Raw genomic sequence first — 20,041 nt, 5'->3', positions numbered from 1 at the left:
TACTGGATTTACACATTCGAAAAAACTGTATAAAATTTTGTTTTTTACGAGTCGACGCGGATAAGCAAGCAGTTTCCGTTGATTTTCGCTGTGGGCGACGACTCCTGCCGAGGCCAACAGGATGTTGGTCACGAAGGCGTTGCCACACGATGTGGCGCTCTTAGCCTTTGTTCCTCTGTGAGCAAATGAGACATCCCTACGACGCCTAAGCGGCGGGGATGGTTCATCGCTCACCCGGCGGAAAGCGTCCGCCCTGCAGCGAAAATCCCAGCGAACACTTTATCCAACGCACTACCACGCAGTATCCCTAAATAACCGTATATACATAAAAAACGAGATCCCAATAAATCAGGATCTCATTCTTTATTAAACAGCTTTCTTGGATACTTTTTTTCCATCGTATGCATAGACAGTCGGCTTATCATCTACGACCGTTTCCATATGCACATTTCTGCCCCATAGTTGATAAATATAAGGAAGTACATTTTCTAAATAGTGAGGATCAAGTTCCGTTCCTTCATATCCATGCTTTAAATACAATTCCCCGTTTCTAGCGTAGTCACCATCTTCCACTACGATATAAGGAAAACTTCCATTCGTACGCATCGAAACTAGTTGATCTCTAACATTTTCATAGTCTTTATCGGTAATTTCATAATTGCCTTTCTTCTTTTCAAATAAGTACAAATCCTCTCGCTTCACCAGTTCTTTTGTTAAATAGTTTCGTATAAAGGAAATATCCGATTCAATTTCCCGTACTTCGAATATTTTTTCCCTTCCTGAGTTAGGCTTTATCCCTAACTGTTTCATTTCTTCTGTTGGATGATCATACCTGTTTTCAATGTCTTCAAAGATTTTCAATCCTAAATAATACGGATTAATACTCGTTGGAGAAGGCTGCACAACATTTGCATTTAACTTTGCAAATTCAATTGTCTCATCCGTTGTCAAATCCATTTCTCTTAAAATCCGTTGATGCCAATAAGATGCCCAGCCTTCATTCATGATCTTTGTCTCTAATTGTGGCCAAAAGTAAAGCATTTCTTCCCGCATCATCGTTAAAATGTCTCGTTGCCAGTCTTCTAATTCTCGGCTAAATTCTTGAATGAATAGCAATAAATCTTTTTCTGGGTTAGGAGGGAACTTCTTTCTTTTTGGAATAGTTAAGTGGTTACCATTCGTCGGTCGATCCATATCCCATAAATCATCATAAGGTGTTTTTCTTACAAACTCTACCTCTTCCTCATCCAAGTTATAGTCAGGCAGTTTAGGTCGGATGATGGAAGGATCGATATGTTCCTGAATCGCGAGTATGGCATCTAAAAAGCTTTCTACCTCTTCTTTGCCATATGTCATTTCATAATCTGCAATTCGCTCAGCTGTCGCTGTCATACTTTCTACCATGTCTCGTCGTGTATTAGAAAAGCGAACATTATTTTTAAAGAAATCACAATGCGCAAGCACATGGGCTATGATTAGCTTATTTTGGATCAAGCTATTTGTGTCCAGTAAAAATGCGTAACAAGGATTAGAATTAATAACGAGCTCGTAAATTTGGCTCAATCCAAAGTCATACTGTATTTTCATCTTGTGAAATTGCTTACCAAAACTCCAATGCGTAAAACGGGTTGGCATTCCATAAGCACCAAATGTATAAATAATATCGGCAGGGCAAATTTCATACCGCATCGGAAAATAATCTAGTCCAAAACCGGATGCTATTTCTGTTATCTCGGCAATTGCATGATGAAGCTTTGTATCCATTCAACGACCCCCTTCCATTTCAACGTGAAGCTTCGTATTTACGAAATAAGCTCTTGAGCGCTTGATAAACATCCCGATTTTCCTTCAGGACATAATGGCGAAACTTTGGATTCTCAATTTTTTTATACGTATTCATAAGCGTGGAGTACCTGCTATGTGCATTTACTTCACCGTATCCGAACATGCTAGAAACGTCCATCAGTTCATTGACAAGCTTCATGCATTTTTCATTGTCACTTGTCATATTTTCTCCATCCGAAAAGTGAACCGGGTAAATATTAAAACGAGCGGGATTGTATTTTTGCTTAATAAGTTCTAATGCTTTTAAATAGGCGGATGAACAAATAGTTCCTCCACTTTCACCTTTTGAAAAAAACGCTTCTTCTGACACTACTTTCGCTTCTGTATGATGGGCGATAAATTCAATTTCTACTGTTTCATATTTCGTGCGTAAAAATCTTGCCATCCAGAAAAAGAAACTTCTAGCACAATACTTTTCGAAAGCCCCCATGGAGCCACTCGTGTCCATCATCGCAAGAACGACTGCCTTCGATTCAGGTTTAACCACTTCATCCCATGTTTTGAAACGTAAATCGTCATTATGGATTGGTGATATTTTTGCTTTGCCTTTCATTGCATTCCGTTTAATAGCGGTAATGATCGTCCGCTTCTTATCAATGTTCCCCATTAGACCTTTTTTCCGGATATCATTAAATTCCACTTTATCGGTCGTGATGTCCATTTGTTCTTTTTGCTGTAAATTCGGTAATTCCATCTCTTTAAACAAAACGGTTTCTAATTCACCAATCGTTACTTCTGCTTCATAATAATCTTTTCCCGCTTGATCTCCAGCTTGTTTTCCTTTCCCTTGACCGTTAGCTTCTCCTTCATCCGAGCCTTTAGCAATTACATCTCCTACTTGGCTGTCACCGTCTCCTTGGCCAACATGCTTTGTTTTGTCATAGTTGTAACGAATTTTATATTCGTCCAAAGAGCGGATTGGTATTTTAATTACATCTCGTCCATTTGACATAATAATACTTTCTTCACTTATTAAATCTGGCAAATTATCCTTAATGGCTTCTTTTACTTTATCCATATGACGTTGTTGATCTTGGTACCCTTTTCGATGGAGAGACCAGTTTTCCTGGGAGATAACAAATTGTTTTTCTTCTTTTTCACTCACTCTCATCAACACCTACCTATTTTTTATCTTATGCCAGAGTGTCAAAGTTATTGCCAATGTGTATAAAAAAACAAGACTAATAGCTACCATCAGTCTTGTTTTTTTATATTTATCTATTGAGCAGACTACCAACGTAACGTAGTAATTCATTTGCAGACGTCGTATTATACCCGTGTTCATCTACTAGTCTCGCAATGACTTCATTGACTTTCTTCAGATGCGATTCATCCGGCGTTTGAGAAGATGTCGTAATTTTTACAACATCTTTTAAATCCGCAAACAATTTCTTTTGAATTGCTTCCCGTAAACGTTCATGAGAGTTGTATTCAAATCGTTTTCCTTTTCGTGCATATGCAGAAAGTCGTATTAAAATTTCCTCTCTGAATGCTTTTTTTGCATTTTCAGAAATACCGATTTGTTCCTCTATCGAACGCATTAATTTTTCATCCGGATTCATCTCTTCTCCCGTTAACGGATCTCTCATTTTGTTTTTATTACAAAATGCTTCTACGTTGTCGAGATAATTATTCATTAGTGTAATTGCTGACTCTTCATACGAATAGACGAACGCTTTTTGCACTTCTTTTTTCGCAATTTCATCATATTCTTTTCGGGCAATTGCGATGTAGTTCATGTATTTCTCTCGGTCTTCTTGCGAGATAGATGCATGCTGGTCTAGACCTTCTTTTAAAGCACGTAATACATCTAATGCATTGATCGACGGTATTTCTTTACGAATGATGGCGGAAGAAATTCGATTGATCACATAACGGGGATCGATCCCGTTCATACCTTCGTTTAACGATTCTTTCTTTAATTCTTCCAGATCAATTTCGTTAAACCCTTCTACACTTTCACCATCGTACAGTCGCATCTTCTTAACAATATCAACGCCTTGTTTTTTAGGTATTTCCAATCTTGTTAATATAGAGAAAATAGCGGCTGCTCTTAGTGCATGCGGTGCAATATGGACGTGGGTCATATCACTTTCTTTAATCATTTTTTCATAAATTCGTTCTTCTTGACTTACTTTCAAATTATATGGAATCGGCATAACGATAATTCTAGAGTGAAGTGCCTCATTCTTTTTATTGGATATAAATGAACGGTACTCCGTTTCGTTTGTATGCGCTACGATCAACTCATCCGCACTTATTAAGGCGAATCTTCCTGCTTTGAAATTACCTTCCTGCGTCAAGGACAATAAATGCCACAGAAATTTTTCATCCAGTTTTAACATTTCTTGAAATTCCATCATTCCACGGTTCGCTTTATTTAGTTCCCCATCAAAACGATATGCCCTTGGGTCGGATTCCGAACCGAATTCAGCAATCGTCGAGAAATCGATACTTCCAGTCAAATCTGCAATATCTTGTGATTTTGGATCAGACGGCGTAAAAGTTCCGATTCCAACCCGTTTATCTTCTGAGAAAAAGATTCGTTCTACCAAAACATTTTCGATACGTCCATCATATTCCTTTTCCAACCGCATTGTATTGAGTGGAGATAAGCTACCTTCAATGCGGATACCAAACTCTTCTGCAAAATCTCCGCGTAAATGTTGTGGAATTAGATGTAGGGGATCTTCATGCATTGGGCAGCCTTTTATGGCGTATACAGCCCCTTCATCCGTTCTTGAATATTGCTCCAGTCCACGTTTTAACAAAGTAACAATGGAAGACTTCCCTCCACTCACAGGTCCCATCAGTAATAGAATTCGCTTACGAACATCTAGTCTCTTGGCTGCAGGATGAAAATATTCTTCTACAAGTCGTTCAAGTGCTGTTTCAAGCCCAAATATTTCTTTTCCAAAAAAGTGATACATTCTTTGCCCGTCTCTTTCAGTCAAACCGGAGCTCTTAATCATACTATAAACACGTGAATGAGCAGTTTGGGCAATTTCCGGTCTTTCTTTCACCATGTCTAAATATTCCTCGAACTTGCCTTCCCACTTCAACTGATTTTCCTCTTCGCGGTAGCTCTTCACCTTACTTAAAATATCCATCCATTCCCTCCATTCAGGGCTCTATTTTATACATAGTATGAAAGAAGAGAGTTTATGATACATAATACTTTTAGCAATCAGCTCATTTTTGTATTAGCTATTGAGGTTAATCAACGTTCCTTGGCTGATTGAAAAAGATGAACTAATCCCTTCATACGACAAATGTTGTTTTTTTAACAGGTTCCTTTTACAATCACCTGCAAGATATATTTTATTGTTTTTTCTAAAAAAGGTTCCTTCATACAAACAAGCCATCCTCTAGTTTAAGAGAATGGCTTGTTTGTATGAATTAATTTTCAGGTTCATATAAGTATAAAATGGATATTGGATTATATATCCACGTTACTTACATTTACAAGTACCAGCACCCGTTTTATCGCATTTTTTACATTTTTGTTTTGCCATTCACTCACTCCTTTAGTTAATTAATAAAGTATATGGATATGAATGATTGTCCAATACATGAACATGGAAATTTTTTTCTTGTAACAATAGGACAAGTTTTGTGACTCTCGTCAAATGACTGTCACGCACACATATCCGTCATCTTCCCATATTATAAAGGCAGACTTATTAGGAGATGATTTCATGACCCTATGGATTGATGTATCCGTTAGAAAGCGGCAATTGAAGTTGTACGATGCTAGTGTATTGTTAAAGACATATCCGATTGCTGTTGGGAAAATATTGACACCTACCCCAACAGGGAATTACATTATCATTAACAAGGAACTGGACCCCGGGGGACCTTTTGGCGCCTTATGGATGGGTTTATCCAAGCCACATTATGGTATTCACGGTACTAACGACCCGTCATCCATCGGGAAGGAAGTTTCGCATGGCTGCATCCGGATGCATAATGATGACGTATTGGAACTTTCCTCTATGGTTCCAACGAGTACCAATGTATATATTCACAAATAAGATGGGAAGACGAAATGAGGGGTAGAATGTGAAGGAAAATACTATGAATACATTCGTCTTGTTTTCGCTCGAACATTTAGTCGCAATTGCTGTGCTGTTCATCTGTTTATTAATCTTATTTATGGTAAGAAACGTATTGGCTCGTCCATTTAACCACACACTTCTCTTCGAACGTTTATTTGCGCTTTCTTTATTGGCAATGGAAATTTCCTACCATCTTGTATTGATCTTGGAGGGAATATGGAGTTTAAGTGAATCACTCCCTCTTCATTTATGCAGTATTAGCCTATTTTGTTCGTGTTTCCTCTTATGGACTGGCAGCAAACGACTGTATGACTTTATCTTTTTTGCCGGCATGGGAGGTGCACTTCAAGCGGTGCTAACTCCTTCTATTATCGTAAATTTTCCAGACTTTAAATTTATCCAATTCTTTTATGTGCATATTGGAATTATTTTAACCGCATTTTATATTCTTTGGGTAAAAAGCTATCAACCTACTTTCAAAAGCGTTATAAAGACAATGGTTGTCTTAAATATCATCTTTCCTTTCATTTTTGTACTGAATATCCTTATTCAAGGTAATTATATGTTTTTAAGAGAAAAACCGATTAATGGTAGTTTACTAGATTTCTTAGGACCGTTTCCTTGGTATATAGTTTCTTTAGAAATTGTAGCTTTTAGTATTTTCGTTGTTGTCTGGCTAATTTTTCGAAAGTGGAAAACTCCCCCAAAAGTGTTCTAATATATTTCCACCATTGAAATTTAATAAGAAATGCTCATGGATCCCATTTTCCACTTGTACGTTTTCGGTTCGCTTTGGACAAAATAATCACTACATCGTTACCGCGGAAGAAGTGAAGCAGGAAGTGACTACGTCACTTCCTGCTTCACCATTTTCGATTATCTTGTTGTGGATATTTGTCGGTCACATACTATTTAGATAGGAAAGTAGCTATTCTTTCATTCCCAACAACTTTGGCACTTTGATTACCTGTGCTTTTGGAGAGCGACGGACAAACGACGACCATATGATTATCGAAAAAAATGCGTAGGGATGTGACAAAGTCCCATCCCTACGCATCAAGAATTTTCTGTAATGGTGTAGAATTCGTTCAGTTCAAAGCAATCCCAAAGCACCACCTATACTTAGAGTGCCTTGGGTGGTATCACGCTCTTAACAATCCAATTACTGGATAATTTTGATTAATCAACAAGTGTGCTTTTATATTTCTCTACTTATTCTGATCTAGTCGTCTTCTTTTAATCATCCAATACACAGCAAATGCAATGACACCTACTATTAGAAAGACCGGTAGATTACCGATGAAAAACACTACAATAGCGGAGCCTGCAGCAAGCAAAGCATTCGTACTTGTAACCAACTGTTTCTTCGTCTTTTCCCAAGTATTTAAATCATTATTTTCAATTCCGGGAATAATAACCCTATTTTCAATCATCGTCAGTTCTATTGTTGAAAAGGAAGACTGGTTTTCAAGATATTTCATCTTACCAACTATTACTTCAATCTCTTCCTGGACTTTTGCTAAATCAGTAGAAATTTTCAATAAATCTTCTGTTTTCTCTGCACCTTTCATAAACGTGAGTAAACGTTCCTCCACTACTCGTTTGGATTTCAGCCGAGATGTTAAATCTATATATTGCTCCGTAACGTCCTGCCCAGTAACATTACGTTCTAGCACTTTTGATGCTTCCCCTTCTGCATCGGACAAAAATGGTTCAAAATGCTTTTCTGGAATTCGCACTATCATATGGCCTCTACTCGTCTCGTCATCTTCCTTATATACATTCGATTCAACAATGTAGCCACCATATTCCTTCACCTTCTGCTCCATATTACTTTGTGCCTGTGCCAGTTCTTTTACATTCGTTCGGATGATAGCATTATGAATAATCATACGCTCTTCATTCGTCTCTGAAGGAGTTTCAGCACTGCTCGCCTCCTCTTCCATCGTAGCAATTTCCTCTTTTTCTGTGTAGCTAGCAGAATTATTTGCCATGTCCATTTCAGAAACACTCGATTTTTCTTCATTTGCACTGCATGCAACAAGTAAACCTAAAAGTGCGAGTAGTAGAAAATAGAAAAGCACTTTTTTCATTTTTCCTTCCCTCCCTGTCTATATATAAACAGACGGTTACTTTAAAAAAGAGTTACAAAAATTCGGATAATTCCATTTTACTGTTCTATCATGCTAATGAAACATTCTATTAGCAGATGAGAAATTTTTACTTTTTTCTCAAAAACACTTAATTTATTAGAAATTTTAGATAATATAGAGATAAGAATTGGAGGAGGAATTTACATGGGGAAAGCAAATGAAAAAATAATCCGATACACAGGAACAAAATTGAATACAAAAGGTTGGCTGCAAGAAGCCGCACTCCGCATGCTAATGAACAATTTAGACGCAGAAGTTGCAGAGCATCCTGATGAATTAGTCGTATATGGTGGAATCGGCAAAGCAGCACGTAACTGGGATGCGTTCGACGCCATCGTTCGTACGTTAAAAGAGCTAGAAAATGATGAAACATTATTAGTTCAATCCGGAAAGCCTGTCGCTGTATTTAAGTCCCATGCAGACGCCCCCCGTGTTCTTATTGCAAATTCTAATTTAGTTCCAGCTTATGCAACATGGGAGCATTTCCACGAACTCGATAAAAAAGGACTCATGATGTACGGACAAATGACCGCTGGCAGTTGGATTTACATTGGTTCACAAGGAATCGTTCAAGGAACATATGAAACATTTGCGGAACTAGCTAAACAACATTTTAACGGCTCATTGAAACACACTATTACACTTACTGCTGGTCTTGGAGGTATGGGAGCTGCTCAACCACTTGCAGTGACAATGAATGGCGGTGTATGTATCGCTATTGAAATAGATGAAACGCGTATTGATCGAAGAATTGAAACACGCTACACAGATGTGAAAACACATTCATTAGATGAAGCCATCCGATTAGCTGAAGATGCGAAACAAGCAGGTAAAGCTTTATCGATTGGACTTATAGGAAATGCATCGGATATTCTACCAAATATGATCGCACGTGGTTTCTTCCCAGATGTGTTAACAGATCAGACATCTGCCCACGATCCTTTAAATGGCTATATCCCCTCTTTTATGTCTTTAGAAGAAGCAACTGCCTTGCGAAATAGTAATCCGATAGAATACGTAAAACGTTCTAAGGCATCGATGACAAAACATGTCCAATCGATGGTCGGCATGATGGATAGAGGAGCCGTGACTTTCGATTATGGGAATAATATTCGTCAAGTTGCAAAAGACGAAGGATTCACACGTGCATTTGACTTTCCTGGTTTTGTCCCTGCTTACATTCGTCCACAGTTTTGTGAAGGTAAAGGACCTTTCCGATGGGTTGCATTATCTGGCGATCCTGAAGATATTTATAAAACAGACGAAGTCATCTTACGCGAATTTAGCTATAACACCCATTTATGTAACTGGATTAAAATGGCTCGTGAAAAAATACAGTTCCAAGGTCTCCCTTCTCGCATTTGTTGGTTAGGCTACGGCGAACGGGCACGCTTTGGAAAGATTATTAATGATATGGTCGCTTCTGGTGAATTAAAAGCTCCAATCGTCATTGGTCGAGATCATCTAGACTCAGGATCAGTTGCTTCTCCTAACCGTGAAACAGAAGCGATGAAAGATGGTTCGGATGCAGTAGCAGACTGGCCGATCTTAAACGCGATGATAAATGCAGTTGGAGGGGCAACTTGGGTTTCTGTTCACCATGGAGGTGGGGTTGGAATGGGCTATTCCATACATGCGGGAATGGTAATAGTCGCAGATGGGACGAAAGAAGCAGGAGCAAGACTAGAGCGAGTGCTAACGACAGACCCAGGAATGGGAATTGTACGCCATGTTGATGCAGGATATGAGCATGCGGCGAAAACGGCTCGTAATAAAAGCATTCACATTCCAATGATGAAACGGGAGGACTGAGCAGCAATGGTAAAAGCAGTTTGGATTAAGCATGCCGCACAGCTTGTTACATTAGCAAATAAAGTGACAGGTCCCCGTATAAAAGAAGCAATGAGCGATTTAGCGATTATTGCAAATGGAAGTGTTTGGCTGGAGGATGGGATTATTCAAGCAGTAGGAACTACCAAAGAGCTAGAAGTGGAGTATGCAAGTCGTGCGACAGAAGCAGACATTATCGATGCAACGGGTCATCTCGTAACCCCCGGGCTTGTAGATCCGCATACCCATATTGCATTTGGAGGTAGCCGTGAACGAGAATTTGAAATGCGTTTAGAAGGTGTAACTTATATGGATATTATGAATGCTGGCGGAGGAATTCATGCGACGACACGAATGACCCGTAATGCGACAGAAGATGAACTTGTCCGTCAAACCACTATAAGACTGGATTCGTTTTTAGCACATGGCGTTACTACTATTGAAGGCAAAAGCGGCTACGGTCTAGATTTAGAAACCGAGTTAAAACAACTTCGCATAATGAAAAGATTACAAAAAGAGCATCCAATGGATATTGTTCCGACGTTTATGGGAGCACATGCCGTTCCAACAGAGTTTAAAGGTCGGGAAGAAGAATATGTAAATCTCATTATTTATGAAATGTTACCCGTAGTTGCTAAAGAAAAGCTCGCAAAATTCAATGATGTTTTTTGCGAAGTCGGCGTCTTTACACCGGAACAATCCGAACGCATTTTAGAAGCTGGAAAATTATACGGACTGATTCCGAAAATACATGCCGATGAAATTGAACCTTATCAAGGAGCAGAACTTGCTGCTAAAGTCGGAGCAATTTCTGCGGAGCATTTATTGAAAGCATCCGAAGAAGGTGTTCAAGCAATGGCGGAGAAAGGAGTTATCGCCTGTTTATTGCCAGCTACTGCATTGTATTTACGAGAAGATGCCGCGAAAGGAAGAGCCATGATCGATGCAGGCGTTCCAGTTGCGATATCTACCGATTGCAACCCTGGCTCTTCCCCTACTACTTCCATGCCACTCGTGATGAATTTAGCTTGTATTTCCATGCGACTTACACCCGCTGAAAGTTTATGTGCCGCTACTTATAATGCAGCATGTGCGATTCAAATGGAGGATAAAGTTGGTTCTTTAGAAGTTGGTAAGCAAGCGGATGTCGTTCTTTGGAACGTCCAAAGTTATCAACAACTACAATATTTATTTGGTGTGAATCATGTGAAAACAGTGTGGAAAAAAGGGATGCAGGTCATTGGTTAAAGTAGAAATTCTACAAAGAAAGAACGTGAAGAAGAATGATTAGTTTAAAAGGAAGTGGACTAACCCTTGAAGATATGCGGGCCATTTTATATCAGAATGAACAAGTAAAGCTTGAAAAAACAGCAAAAGACGCAGTTGTTAACAGTAGAAAAGCAGTAGAAAAAATAGTGAAAGATCGACGCACAGTTTATGGGATTAACACAGGTTTCGGAAAATTTAGTGATGTAAGTATTGAAGAAGGTGATGTTCGCACACTCCAACTTCACCTCATTCGCTCGCATGCTTGTGGTATGGGGTTGCCTTTTGAGGAAACGGTATCACGTGCAATGATTGTATTACGATTGAACGCGCTGTTAAAAGGATTTTCGGGTATTCGACTGGAAGTTCTTGAGCGACTGGCATACATGGTAAACAACCGAATTCATCCAGTAATCCCTCAACAAGGATCCCTAGGTGCATCGGGTGATTTAGCTCCCCTCTCCCATTTAGCATTAGTCCTTATTGGTGAAGGGCTCGTTTGGCAAGAGGAAAAACATATTCCTTCCCATGAAATATGGGCTAAACATAATCTACAACCAGTTGTACTAGAAGCTAAAGAGGGTCTTGCACTTATAAATGGAACACAAGCGATGACTGCTCAAGGAGTTGTTAACTGGTTAGAATCGGAAACACTTGCCTATCAAAGCGAATGGATCGCGGCTATGTCAATGGAAGCTTTACATGGAATCACAGATGCTTTTCATCCTGCAATTCACGAAGCACGAGGCTATCCTGAGCAGACCGCTGTTGCCAAGCGCATACTTGAATGGTTAAAAGGAAGTCATCTTGTTACAAAACAAGGAGAGAAACGTGTACAGGATGCTTATTCTCTACGCTGCATTCCCCAGATTCATGGTGCTAGCTGGCAGGTCCTTTCATATGTAAAAGAAAAGTTGGAAATCGAGATGAATGCGGCAACCGATAACCCATTGATTGTTGAAGACGGAGCAGTTGTTATATCAGGCGGGAACTTTCATGGCCAGCCGATTGCATTTGCAATGGACTTTTTAAAAATCGGCATTGCAGAGCTAGCAAACGTTTCCGAACGCAGGATTGAACGACTTGTAAACCCACAATTGAACGAAGGCTTACCTGCTTTTTTAAGTCCGCAGCCTGGTCTTCAATCGGGTGCAATGATCTTGCAATATGCCGCAGCGAGCTTAGTATCTGAAAATAAAACACTTGCCCATCCAGCATCTGTGGATTCTATTCCTTCCTCTGCTAATCAGGAAGATCATGTCAGTATGGGAACAATCGGCGCACGACACGCCTTTCAAATTATTCAAAATGCACGCCGAGTGCTTGCGATTGAAGCATTATGTGCAATGCAGGGAGTCGAATACCGTGGCATTGACCTAATGTCCCCTTCCCTATTGGAAAAATGGCATGATATGCGAGTCTTTATCCCCTCTATTACAGAAGATCGTATCTTCAGTGTGGATGTGGAAAAATTGAATACTTATTTGAAGGAAGAAACTGTGAATGAAAAAGGGAAGCGAGTTTTATCATAAATACGGAATAGCTTCATATAAAATAGCCGATTCAACAATAATTGCTGAATCGGCTATGTTCTGTTCGCCTATTATTCTTCGACCATAAATGGCACTATCTTTCCTTCATTCACTTGGATTAAGCCTTGATCTGTAATTTTCAATGCTGGGCTCACCGGAAGCGATAGCGTGCTTAACGACATGATAACGTTGTAGTGATCGTAACCTAAAGATTTAAGATTTTTTGTAAAGTGTTCCACTTCATCTGCAATTACTTCAAGCGGCGCTTCAGATAAGATACCTCCTACAGGAAGCGGCACCGTTGAAAGAATTTCACCATCTAGGACACAACACATCCCACCTTGACCTTTGATTACTTCATTAGCAGCGATAAGCATATCCTGCTTATTTCGACCGACAACGAGAAGATTGTGGTTATCATGTGAATAAGTCGTAGCGACTGCCCCTTTTTTTAATATGTCCCCTGTAATGAGACCATGTGAGCGATTGCCGTTCTTGCCATACCGCTCGAAAGTAGCAATCATTGCGTAAGAACTTTTTTCCCAAAGAAGCAATTCACTTCGAACGTCTAGCTCTTCATGAAGTTCTTCCGTAAATGTTGATCCATTCTGAACCTTCATTACGCGGAACTTGTGTAAACCATCTTCTGCTCGAACTTTCACATCAAAATCAGATACCTCTAACTGCTCAAGTTTTACACTTTCATAGAAAGAAGCAGGAAATTGACGACCTATCACTTGTTGTTCGTATTTCTCGGTAGCGTCAAAAACAAGATTTCCATTTTTATAAACACAATCGATCGCTAAGCTCTCTACATTAGACACTAGAAGAAAATCTGCAATTTTTCCTGGCGAAATAGAACCACGATCATATAATTTCATCCTTTTTGCAGGTGTGTATGTACATGCGTAAATCGCCTTCTCTGGAGACATACCCATGCCAATAGCCTTTTTAAGAATGTTATTCAACTGACCTCTTTTTCGAAAATCATCGGTCATAATATCATCGGTAATAAAGCAGAAATGCTCATCTACTTGCATGTCTATCAAGTAATCAACCACTTCACGAGTCATCGATTTCTCTTGAATTTCAACGAACATACCAGCAGCAATTCTCTGCTCCATCCCTTCAACAGTTTGGTGCGTATGATCAGAATTTACACCAGCAAAGATGATTCGCTGCAATTCAAGGTCGAGTAATTTTGGTACATGTCCTTCGATAATAAGATCTGGATATTGCTTGCGGATGTGATTGAGAATTTTATTTGTTTTACTTTCTGGTTTCGAAATAACATCATAAAAGTTCATAATTTCACCGAGGCATGCAATGTTTTCCGTTTGCAGTAGATCATCCATATCTTCTATTTCAATCGAGCCACCTGTTGTTTCCATCGACGTTGCAGGAACAGAGCTTGGAATCGCATAAAACATATCTGCAACACAATCTTTACTCGCCTTAATCATTTCCTGAACACCTAGTAAACCAAATACATTAGCCATCTCATGGGGTTCTGGAACAATAGTCGTTACGCCATTCTTAATCAACCCATAAGAAAAAGTAGAAGGTGTCACCATCGTACTCTCAATATGCAAATGAATGTCAATGAGTCCAGGAATCATATACTTCCCTTCCCCAGCAACAATTTGCGCAGCTTTGAACGTCTCAAGTACTCGGTCGCCGATATATAAAAATTTTTTATCTACAATGGCTACATTGCCTTTTATAAACTTTTTAAATGCGCTGTTATATACGTGTACATCTGTAATAAGTAAATCAATTTTCACGCAAACATCTCCTCGCTTAGTCGACTAATACCATTTCGTCTTTAGGGAATTCCAGTATCACTTCCTGCCCCATACTTAGTGGCTGAGCCATTTCCTGATTGACTACAAAGTTACCAATAGCTGTTTCAACAACGTATTGATAGCTTCTACCAAGGAAAGTCGTCACGTTAACTTGCCCAAAAAGACCATTTGGAGGCAATGGATCTGCAGCACTTTTCGCACGAATTTGCAAGTTATCTGGACGGATTGCGCCCGTTTTTCCGGATATGTTTTTCATTTCCCCATCCTTTTGAATAACAAATGTATAGTCGCCTTTTTTAAGCTCTATTTGACCCTCTCGTTCTGCTACAGTGTCAAAATCGATGAAGTTTTTGAATCCAATAAAGTCGGCAACGAATTTTGTTGATGGATACTTGTAAATAGTAGCTGGATCACTTAGTTGTTCGATAACACCTTTATTCATGATTGCAACCTGATCAGAAATAGAAAAACATTCTTCCTGGTCATGTGATACATACACAGTAGTGATTCCAAGTTCTTGTTGAATACGACGGATTTCTACTCGCATACTTTCTCTTAAATTCGCATCCAAGTTACTTAGAGGCTCGTCAAATAATAGAAGATCTGGTTCAATAACAAGTGCACGCGCAATTGCTACACGCTGCTTTTGACCACCTGATAGCTCTTTAGGGTACCTTTTCTCAAAACCTTGAAGATTTACGATATCAAGTACATTCATAACGCGCTTTTCAATCTCCGCTTTCCCTACTTTTCTCAATTTAAGCCCGAAAGCAACATTATCGAATATCGTTAAATGCGGAAACAACGCATAGTTTTGAAATACGAAGCCGAAATTTCGTTTGTTTACCGGCACTTTCGTATAATCTTTCTCTTGGAATAAAAACTTCCCTTCATCTGATTGCAAAAAACCAGCAATTAAACGGAGTGTCGTTGTTTTCCCGCAGCCACTTGGCCCAAGAAGAGAGACTAGCTTCCCTTTTTCAATTTCCAAATTAAAATCTTTTAATACATGCTGTTTATTGTAAGAAACTGCTATATTTTCTAAAGTGAATAAAGACATCACTCATCGCCCTCCTTTATCGTTTTGTGAAGTAAGACAGACCCATCAACCGTTCAACCATAAACATAAATATTGCTGTAATAATCATGAGTAAAACGGAAATAGCCGCAATTGTCGGATCAAAATAATTTTCAACATACGTCAGCATTTGGATTGGTAGGGTACTTACCCCAGGACCTGTCATAAAGACGGAAATATCAACATTATTAAAGGACTCCAAGAATGCGATCATGACAGCTGCTATGATTCCTGATTTAATATTTGGGAGAACGACCTTAAAAAATGCCCCTACCTTACTTAATCCAAGGCTTTGAGCAGCTTCCTCGATTGAAAAGTCAAAGTTCGATAAACTCGATGATATAACTCGAACAACAAATGGAAGCATGATGATTGTATGACCGATGAATAGACTTGTGTAAATTGAAAACTCGTAAGCAACTACAACATAACGTAATAAGGCAAAACCGAGAACAATTCCTGGTATTAAAATCGGTGAAACGAATATTAAATTCAACACATTCTTCCCTCTAAAATCGTATCTACTTAACGCATAAGCTGCTGGTATTCCAAGCAAAAGGGCAAGTAAATTTCCCGCAAGTGATACGAAAATAGAAGTCTTAAATGTAATAAAGAACATTTTTACTTTAAAGATATTTTCGTACCATCTAAAGGAAAATTCTTCTGGTGGAAACTTTAATATATTGCCGCCTTCAAATGATGTGATTGATATGATAAGCAAGGGCCCCAATAAAAACAAAAATACTAGGAATGTAAACAGGGCCAATCCTCTACTTTTCTCCTGCATACACTTCTACCCCCTCGGATTTAATTTTTTTGCAAGTACATTCATGAGTGAAATAACTAAAACTGTCACTACAATCATGATGACTGCGACAATAGACGCCACTTGCCAGTCATTCAACGTGATAGCGTTTTGGTATAGGAAAGTCGAAATTACACGCTGCTTGCCCCCTAGAAGAGCTGGAGTTGTATAAGCAGTAAAGCTTCCTACGAATACAAGAATACTTCCGATGACAAGTCCCGGTACGCAAAGAGGCACGACTACTTTTGCAAACACACCTAGTTTAGAAGCACCTAGGCTTTCCGCAGCTGTTAACAAATCAGGTTCTATATTTTCCATTACCCCAACAAGTGTAATAATAATAAGAGGAAGGAACAAATGGACAAGCCCTATAATAATGGCTGTCGGCGTGTACAAGATAGAAAGTGGCTCTTCTATCAAACCAATTCCTGTTAAGATATTATTCAGTACACCATTTTTACCAATAATAATCATCCAGCTAAAAGAACGCACAACCGGACTTGTTAATAGTGGGAAAATGGTTAATAAAAGAAGAAATGCTTTTTTTCGTGGACCCATCTTAGAGACAAAATAAGCTACTGGGAAACCAAGAAAAATACTAATAATAGTTGTGATTACACTAACACGGAGCGTTGTAAATAAGATTCCCATGAAATAAGGATCCTTGAAAAATTGCAAATAACCTTCTACCGTAAATCCGTCTTCTCTAAAAAAAGTTGTCCCCATTGTCATAAAAATAGGAACGAGCATAAATATCGTTAAAAATAGAACGCCCGGTAAAAGGAGTAAATATATATACTTTTTTGACATAATAACCCCCCTGATCGTTGATTTTACGAATTGATGATACGAATAAACAGATCAAAGAATGCTTGTTCATCAACATCGACGCACACGCTTAAATTGGCAGGCTGTTGTAGCCTATTTTGAAAATCACAAACTAACTGTCCATCGCAGAGTTCACTTTTCGTTTCAACATCAACAAAATATCCTTTTGTCACAACTAGACTTTTTTGTATCGCCACTGCTACTGCTAACGGATCATGCATCGCACAGCCGGATATGTTATTACGCTCGAAGTATCTTTTGCGATAATCAGCCGTACTTTCTTTTATATATGAAGCAAGCATTGCGTTCTCAAGTTCATCAATATGTTCATCCTTCAAAAGCACTTTCCTCGTTACATCCAGTCCGACTTGCGTAATAGATTCAAAACCAGCTTTTAATACGATTCGTGCTGCTTCCGGGTCAACGTACGTGTTATATTCTGCTGTAGGTGTAACATTTCCAGGACCTTGGATGACGCCGCCCATGAAAATAACCTCTTTAACATGCTTCACCATTTCTGGACATTTCTTAATAGCAAGCGCCAAGTTCGTTAATGGGCCCGTCATAATAAGGGTTACTTCTCCAGGGAATCCTAAAACCGAGTGGATGATGAAATCAGGTGCAAATCCTTCATCTGACATTTTTTTAGGTTCCATATCTACCAATGCTCCACCTAATCCGTCTTCTCCATGAACCGCATGCTCAAAAAAAGTTTCTCTAAAAAGCGGAGTGTTCATCCCTTTAATCACTGGAATATGTTGTTCATCTAGCAAGTCTAGAATTTTACAAGTATTCCGTGTAGCTGTTTCGAGGGACACATTCCCATTTACCGTTGTGATGCCAAGCACATCAAATTGTCGACTCTTTACAGCAAGGATGATGCCAATTGCATCATCCACTCCAGTATCTACATCAAGAATCATTTTTTGTTTCATAATTGAACACCTCTTTTTTTTTAGAGAAAAGAAGTATAAACTTTTCTACTTAGTAACTGTCTAGCTCCAGCACCTTGCCCCTCGGGGTCAGATGTGAAAAAGCTGCTCCTGCGCAAAGCTCGTCGCAAACAAAATCGCTTGTGGTGGCTGTGGAGCCGCCTCCTCGCTTTCCCCCATTTGCCTGTCGGGGCAGACATAGGTGCTTACGCATTTCTTACTGAACAAGCTCTCTATTCCAACGATCAATCCAAGTTTTTGATTTCTCATTTACAAATTTCATATCAAGTGTGATCAAGCTATTGACGAGCTCTTCACCATACGTCATATTTGTAGCTTCTTCTTCTGTCAATACAACTTCTGTATTTACTGGAGAATCGATTTTCGCTTTCGCAGATTTTTCCTGTACTTCTGTGCTAAGCATAAAGTTGATAAAGCTTTGTGCAAGTTCTTTTTGATCGCTACCTTTCACAACATTCACCGTGTTCATAACCGCATATCCACCTTCAGCCGGTGTAACAAATTTTGCATTCGGTACTGCTTCTTGTAAGCTAGCAAAGTACATTCCCATAATTGGTCCTGCTACAATCTCACCCTGAGAAAACATATTCACGAATTCAGAAGTTTGTCCGTATTCTTTCACAACGTTTGGCATAATTTTCTTCATTTCGGCAAATGCTTGATCTTCATTAAATTCTTTACTTCCACTAATCTTAGAAGCAGCATCCAAGAACATAGGTCCTGTAGTAGATGTAATGCTTGGAATTGTAATTTTGTTAGCTAAATCTTTATTCCAAAGATCTTTCCAAGTTGTTATCGGTTGTTTCACTTCATCTGCATTGTAAGCAATCCCAAATTGTGCAATTGTATAAGCTGGTCCAAAGCCTTCACCAAGTGGAGCTTTTGCCACATCATATATTTTATCTAAGTTTGAAATTTTGCTACTATCAATTTTTTCAAAAAGGTCTTCTGCCACACCTTGCTGTGCATAGTAATCAGATAAGAAAATGACATCCACATCTGAGTTTCCTTGACGAACTTTATTTAAACGATCTGCATTGTTTCCAGTATCAAGAACGATTTTGACATTATGCTCTTTTTCAAATGGTGCATACACATTTTCACGGAAGAAGTCCTCCGAGAATCCCCAAGTTGAAACAATAAGTTCCGCTTCCGGTTCCTTTTCCTCTTTTGAGCCTTCCTTTGAAGAACAAGCCGCGAGGACTAATGTTAAAGCTGACATAACTAAAATACTTTTCAATAATTTTTTCATTTGTAAAACCTCCATTTTTTTATTAGTATGTGTTAAAAAACGAAAAAAAGACAATCTTAAATAGAACATTAAAGTCTACCTAAGATCATCTTTTCTTTGTAAACAAAGAGAAATGTATCCCAATGGTTATATTTTTTGGCGTTCTCTCAGATAAATCCGAGTATGAAATCCAAAAGCTAATCGTTTATTACAATATTGGTAAATGCTAGTTGCGTCGTAGAATCATAATCCCTAAGTACAGCCTCAATTTTCCAATTCATTTCTTTTTCTAACTTTTGCTTCAATTTCTTTTTAAACAAAAGCGACATATGAAAATCGACCTCCTGCTTCAAGCTGGGAGCTTCCCCCTCTAAAGCAGCTGACCTAGGAGCACGTCGATGTTTGGCTTGAAACGTGATCACATTATTCTCTATCGTCACTTTCAACAGTGAAGTACCAAATCCAAAAAGTTCCTTCGATAAATCATTATAAAGATGCGAAAGCTTTTTCTTCGTTTCGTTGACGTCTAATGAATTGATTAGGATCACCACCAATCTCATTTATAAATTTAAATTATACATACCATTTATCAATTTCACAATATATTATTCGGATTTTGATAAAAAAAACATTTCATTCCCATATAAAATCCATTAA

Annotated in this window: 16 protein-coding genes; 5 read left to right on the top strand and 11 right to left on the bottom strand. The window is 38.8% G+C overall.

The features are described from left to right. Positions 1-366 precede the first annotated feature (366 nt). From FG383_RS11990 to FG383_RS11980, 3 genes are all read right to left on the bottom strand, one after another. On the bottom strand, positions 367-1,764 hold the full coding sequence (locus tag FG383_RS11990) for a SpoVR family protein (RefSeq protein WP_142607625.1): 1,398 nt from the start codon (positions 1,762-1,764) through the stop codon (positions 367-369). 19 nt (positions 1,765-1,783) lie between these two features. Beyond that, on the bottom strand, positions 1,784-2,950 hold the full coding sequence (gene yhbH, locus FG383_RS11985) for a sporulation protein YhbH (protein WP_142607624.1): 1,167 nt from the start codon (positions 2,948-2,950) through the stop codon (positions 1,784-1,786). Positions 2,951-3,059: 109 nt separating this feature from the next. Further along, the gene (locus tag FG383_RS11980; RefSeq protein WP_142607623.1) at positions 3,060-4,955 is read right to left on the bottom strand and encodes a PrkA family serine protein kinase; all 1,896 of its coding nucleotides are present in this window, start codon (positions 4,953-4,955) and stop codon (positions 3,060-3,062) included. A gap of 588 nt (positions 4,956-5,543) precedes the next feature. On the opposite strand from FG383_RS11980, the gene FG383_RS11975 reads away from it, so the two are divergent. Then, positions 5,544-5,879: a L,D-transpeptidase gene (locus FG383_RS11975; protein WP_142607622.1), complete on the top strand. Its 336-nt coding sequence runs from the start codon at positions 5,544-5,546 to the stop codon at positions 5,877-5,879. A 28-nt stretch (positions 5,880-5,907) separates the two neighbouring features. Further along, positions 5,908-6,621, top strand: coding sequence for a YwaF family protein (locus tag FG383_RS11970; RefSeq protein ID WP_246096982.1), 714 nt, complete (start codon positions 5,908-5,910; stop codon positions 6,619-6,621). A 490-nt stretch (positions 6,622-7,111) separates the two neighbouring features. Here FG383_RS11970 and FG383_RS11965 read toward each other — a convergent pair whose 3' ends face one another. Beyond that, positions 7,112-7,996, bottom strand: a complete 885-nt coding sequence (locus tag FG383_RS11965; RefSeq protein WP_142607621.1) for a DUF4349 domain-containing protein — start codon at positions 7,994-7,996, stop codon at positions 7,112-7,114. 204 nt (positions 7,997-8,200) lie between these two features. On the opposite strand from FG383_RS11965, the gene hutU reads away from it, so the two are divergent. The 3 genes from hutU to hutH are packed head-to-tail and all read left to right on the top strand — an operon-like array spanning position 8,201 to position 12,684. Continuing rightward, the gene (gene hutU / locus FG383_RS11960) at positions 8,201-9,868 is read left to right on the top strand and encodes a urocanate hydratase (RefSeq protein ID WP_142607620.1); all 1,668 of its coding nucleotides are present in this window, start codon (positions 8,201-8,203) and stop codon (positions 9,866-9,868) included. A gap of 6 nt (positions 9,869-9,874) precedes the next feature. Continuing rightward, positions 9,875-11,134, top strand: a complete 1,260-nt coding sequence (gene hutI / locus FG383_RS11955; protein WP_142607619.1) for an imidazolonepropionase — start codon at positions 9,875-9,877, stop codon at positions 11,132-11,134. Between the two features lie 35 nt (positions 11,135-11,169). After that, the gene (gene hutH / locus FG383_RS11950) at positions 11,170-12,684 is read left to right on the top strand and encodes a histidine ammonia-lyase (RefSeq protein ID WP_142607618.1); all 1,515 of its coding nucleotides are present in this window, start codon (positions 11,170-11,172) and stop codon (positions 12,682-12,684) included. A 71-nt stretch (positions 12,685-12,755) separates the two neighbouring features. Here the strand turns inward: hutH and FG383_RS11945 are convergent, their stop codons facing one another. The 7 genes from FG383_RS11945 to FG383_RS11915 form a co-directional block, all read right to left on the bottom strand. Then, positions 12,756-14,468, bottom strand: a complete 1,713-nt coding sequence (locus tag FG383_RS11945) for an adenine deaminase C-terminal domain-containing protein (RefSeq protein WP_142607617.1) — start codon at positions 14,466-14,468, stop codon at positions 12,756-12,758. Positions 14,469-14,484: 16 nt separating this feature from the next. Next, on the bottom strand, positions 14,485-15,549 hold the full coding sequence (locus FG383_RS11940; RefSeq protein WP_142607628.1) for an ABC transporter ATP-binding protein: 1,065 nt from the start codon (positions 15,547-15,549) through the stop codon (positions 14,485-14,487). 16 nt (positions 15,550-15,565) lie between these two features. Then, positions 15,566-16,354, bottom strand: coding sequence for an ABC transporter permease (locus FG383_RS11935; RefSeq protein ID WP_142607616.1), 789 nt, complete (start codon positions 16,352-16,354; stop codon positions 15,566-15,568). Positions 16,355-16,360: 6 nt separating this feature from the next. Further along, complete coding sequence (locus FG383_RS11930; protein ID WP_142607615.1) at positions 16,361-17,182, bottom strand: ABC transporter permease; 822 nt, start codon at positions 17,180-17,182, stop codon at positions 16,361-16,363. A 23-nt stretch (positions 17,183-17,205) separates the two neighbouring features. Continuing rightward, the gene (locus tag FG383_RS11925; RefSeq protein WP_142607614.1) at positions 17,206-18,135 is read right to left on the bottom strand and encodes a nucleoside hydrolase; all 930 of its coding nucleotides are present in this window, start codon (positions 18,133-18,135) and stop codon (positions 17,206-17,208) included. Positions 18,136-18,349: 214 nt separating this feature from the next. Continuing rightward, on the bottom strand, positions 18,350-19,405 hold the full coding sequence (locus FG383_RS11920) for an ABC transporter substrate-binding protein (RefSeq protein ID WP_142607613.1): 1,056 nt from the start codon (positions 19,403-19,405) through the stop codon (positions 18,350-18,352). Positions 19,406-19,581: 176 nt separating this feature from the next. Then, positions 19,582-19,923, bottom strand: a complete 342-nt coding sequence (locus tag FG383_RS11915) for a DUF2294 domain-containing protein (protein ID WP_185907925.1) — start codon at positions 19,921-19,923, stop codon at positions 19,582-19,584. Between the last annotated feature and the right edge of the window lie 118 nt (positions 19,924-20,041).

It is taken from the genome of Psychrobacillus soli (genome assembly GCF_006861775.1).
In the GTDB taxonomy this organism is placed as follows: Bacteria; Bacillota; Bacilli; order Bacillales_A; family Planococcaceae; genus Psychrobacillus; species Psychrobacillus soli.
Note: the sequence above shows the minus strand (reverse complement) of the source record. Positions and strands in the feature narration are given on the sequence as shown.

What these genes read in the sequence shown, in the direction of transcription:
- FG383_RS11980 (WP_142607623.1), bottom strand. Translation starts at nt 4,955, where the DNA reads ATGGATATTTTAAGTAAGGTGAAGAGCTACCGCGAAGAGGAAAATCAG.
- FG383_RS11965 (WP_142607621.1), bottom strand. Translation starts at nt 7,996, where the DNA reads ATGAAAAAAGTGCTTTTCTATTTTCTACTACTCGCACTTTTAGGTTTA.
- FG383_RS11935 (WP_142607616.1), bottom strand. Translation starts at nt 16,354, where the DNA reads ATGCAGGAGAAAAGTAGAGGATTGGCCCTGTTTACATTCCTAGTATTT.
- FG383_RS11925 (WP_142607614.1), bottom strand. Translation starts at nt 18,135, where the DNA reads ATGAAACAAAAAATGATTCTTGATGTAGATACTGGAGTGGATGATGCA.
- FG383_RS11975 (WP_142607622.1), top strand. Translation starts at nt 5,544, where the DNA reads ATGACCCTATGGATTGATGTATCCGTTAGAAAGCGGCAATTGAAGTTG.
- FG383_RS11920 (WP_142607613.1), bottom strand. Translation starts at nt 19,405, where the DNA reads ATGAAAAAATTATTGAAAAGTATTTTAGTTATGTCAGCTTTAACATTA.
- FG383_RS11990 (WP_142607625.1), bottom strand. Translation starts at nt 1,764, where the DNA reads ATGGATACAAAGCTTCATCATGCAATTGCCGAGATAACAGAAATAGCA.
- hutI (WP_142607619.1), top strand. Translation starts at nt 9,875, where the DNA reads ATGGTAAAAGCAGTTTGGATTAAGCATGCCGCACAGCTTGTTACATTA.
- FG383_RS11940 (WP_142607628.1), bottom strand. Translation starts at nt 15,549, where the DNA reads ATGTCTTTATTCACTTTAGAAAATATAGCAGTTTCTTACAATAAACAG.
- hutH (WP_142607618.1), top strand. Translation starts at nt 11,170, where the DNA reads ATGATTAGTTTAAAAGGAAGTGGACTAACCCTTGAAGATATGCGGGCC.
- hutU (WP_142607620.1), top strand. Translation starts at nt 8,201, where the DNA reads ATGGGGAAAGCAAATGAAAAAATAATCCGATACACAGGAACAAAATTG.
- FG383_RS11930 (WP_142607615.1), bottom strand. Translation starts at nt 17,182, where the DNA reads ATGTCAAAAAAGTATATATATTTACTCCTTTTACCGGGCGTTCTATTT.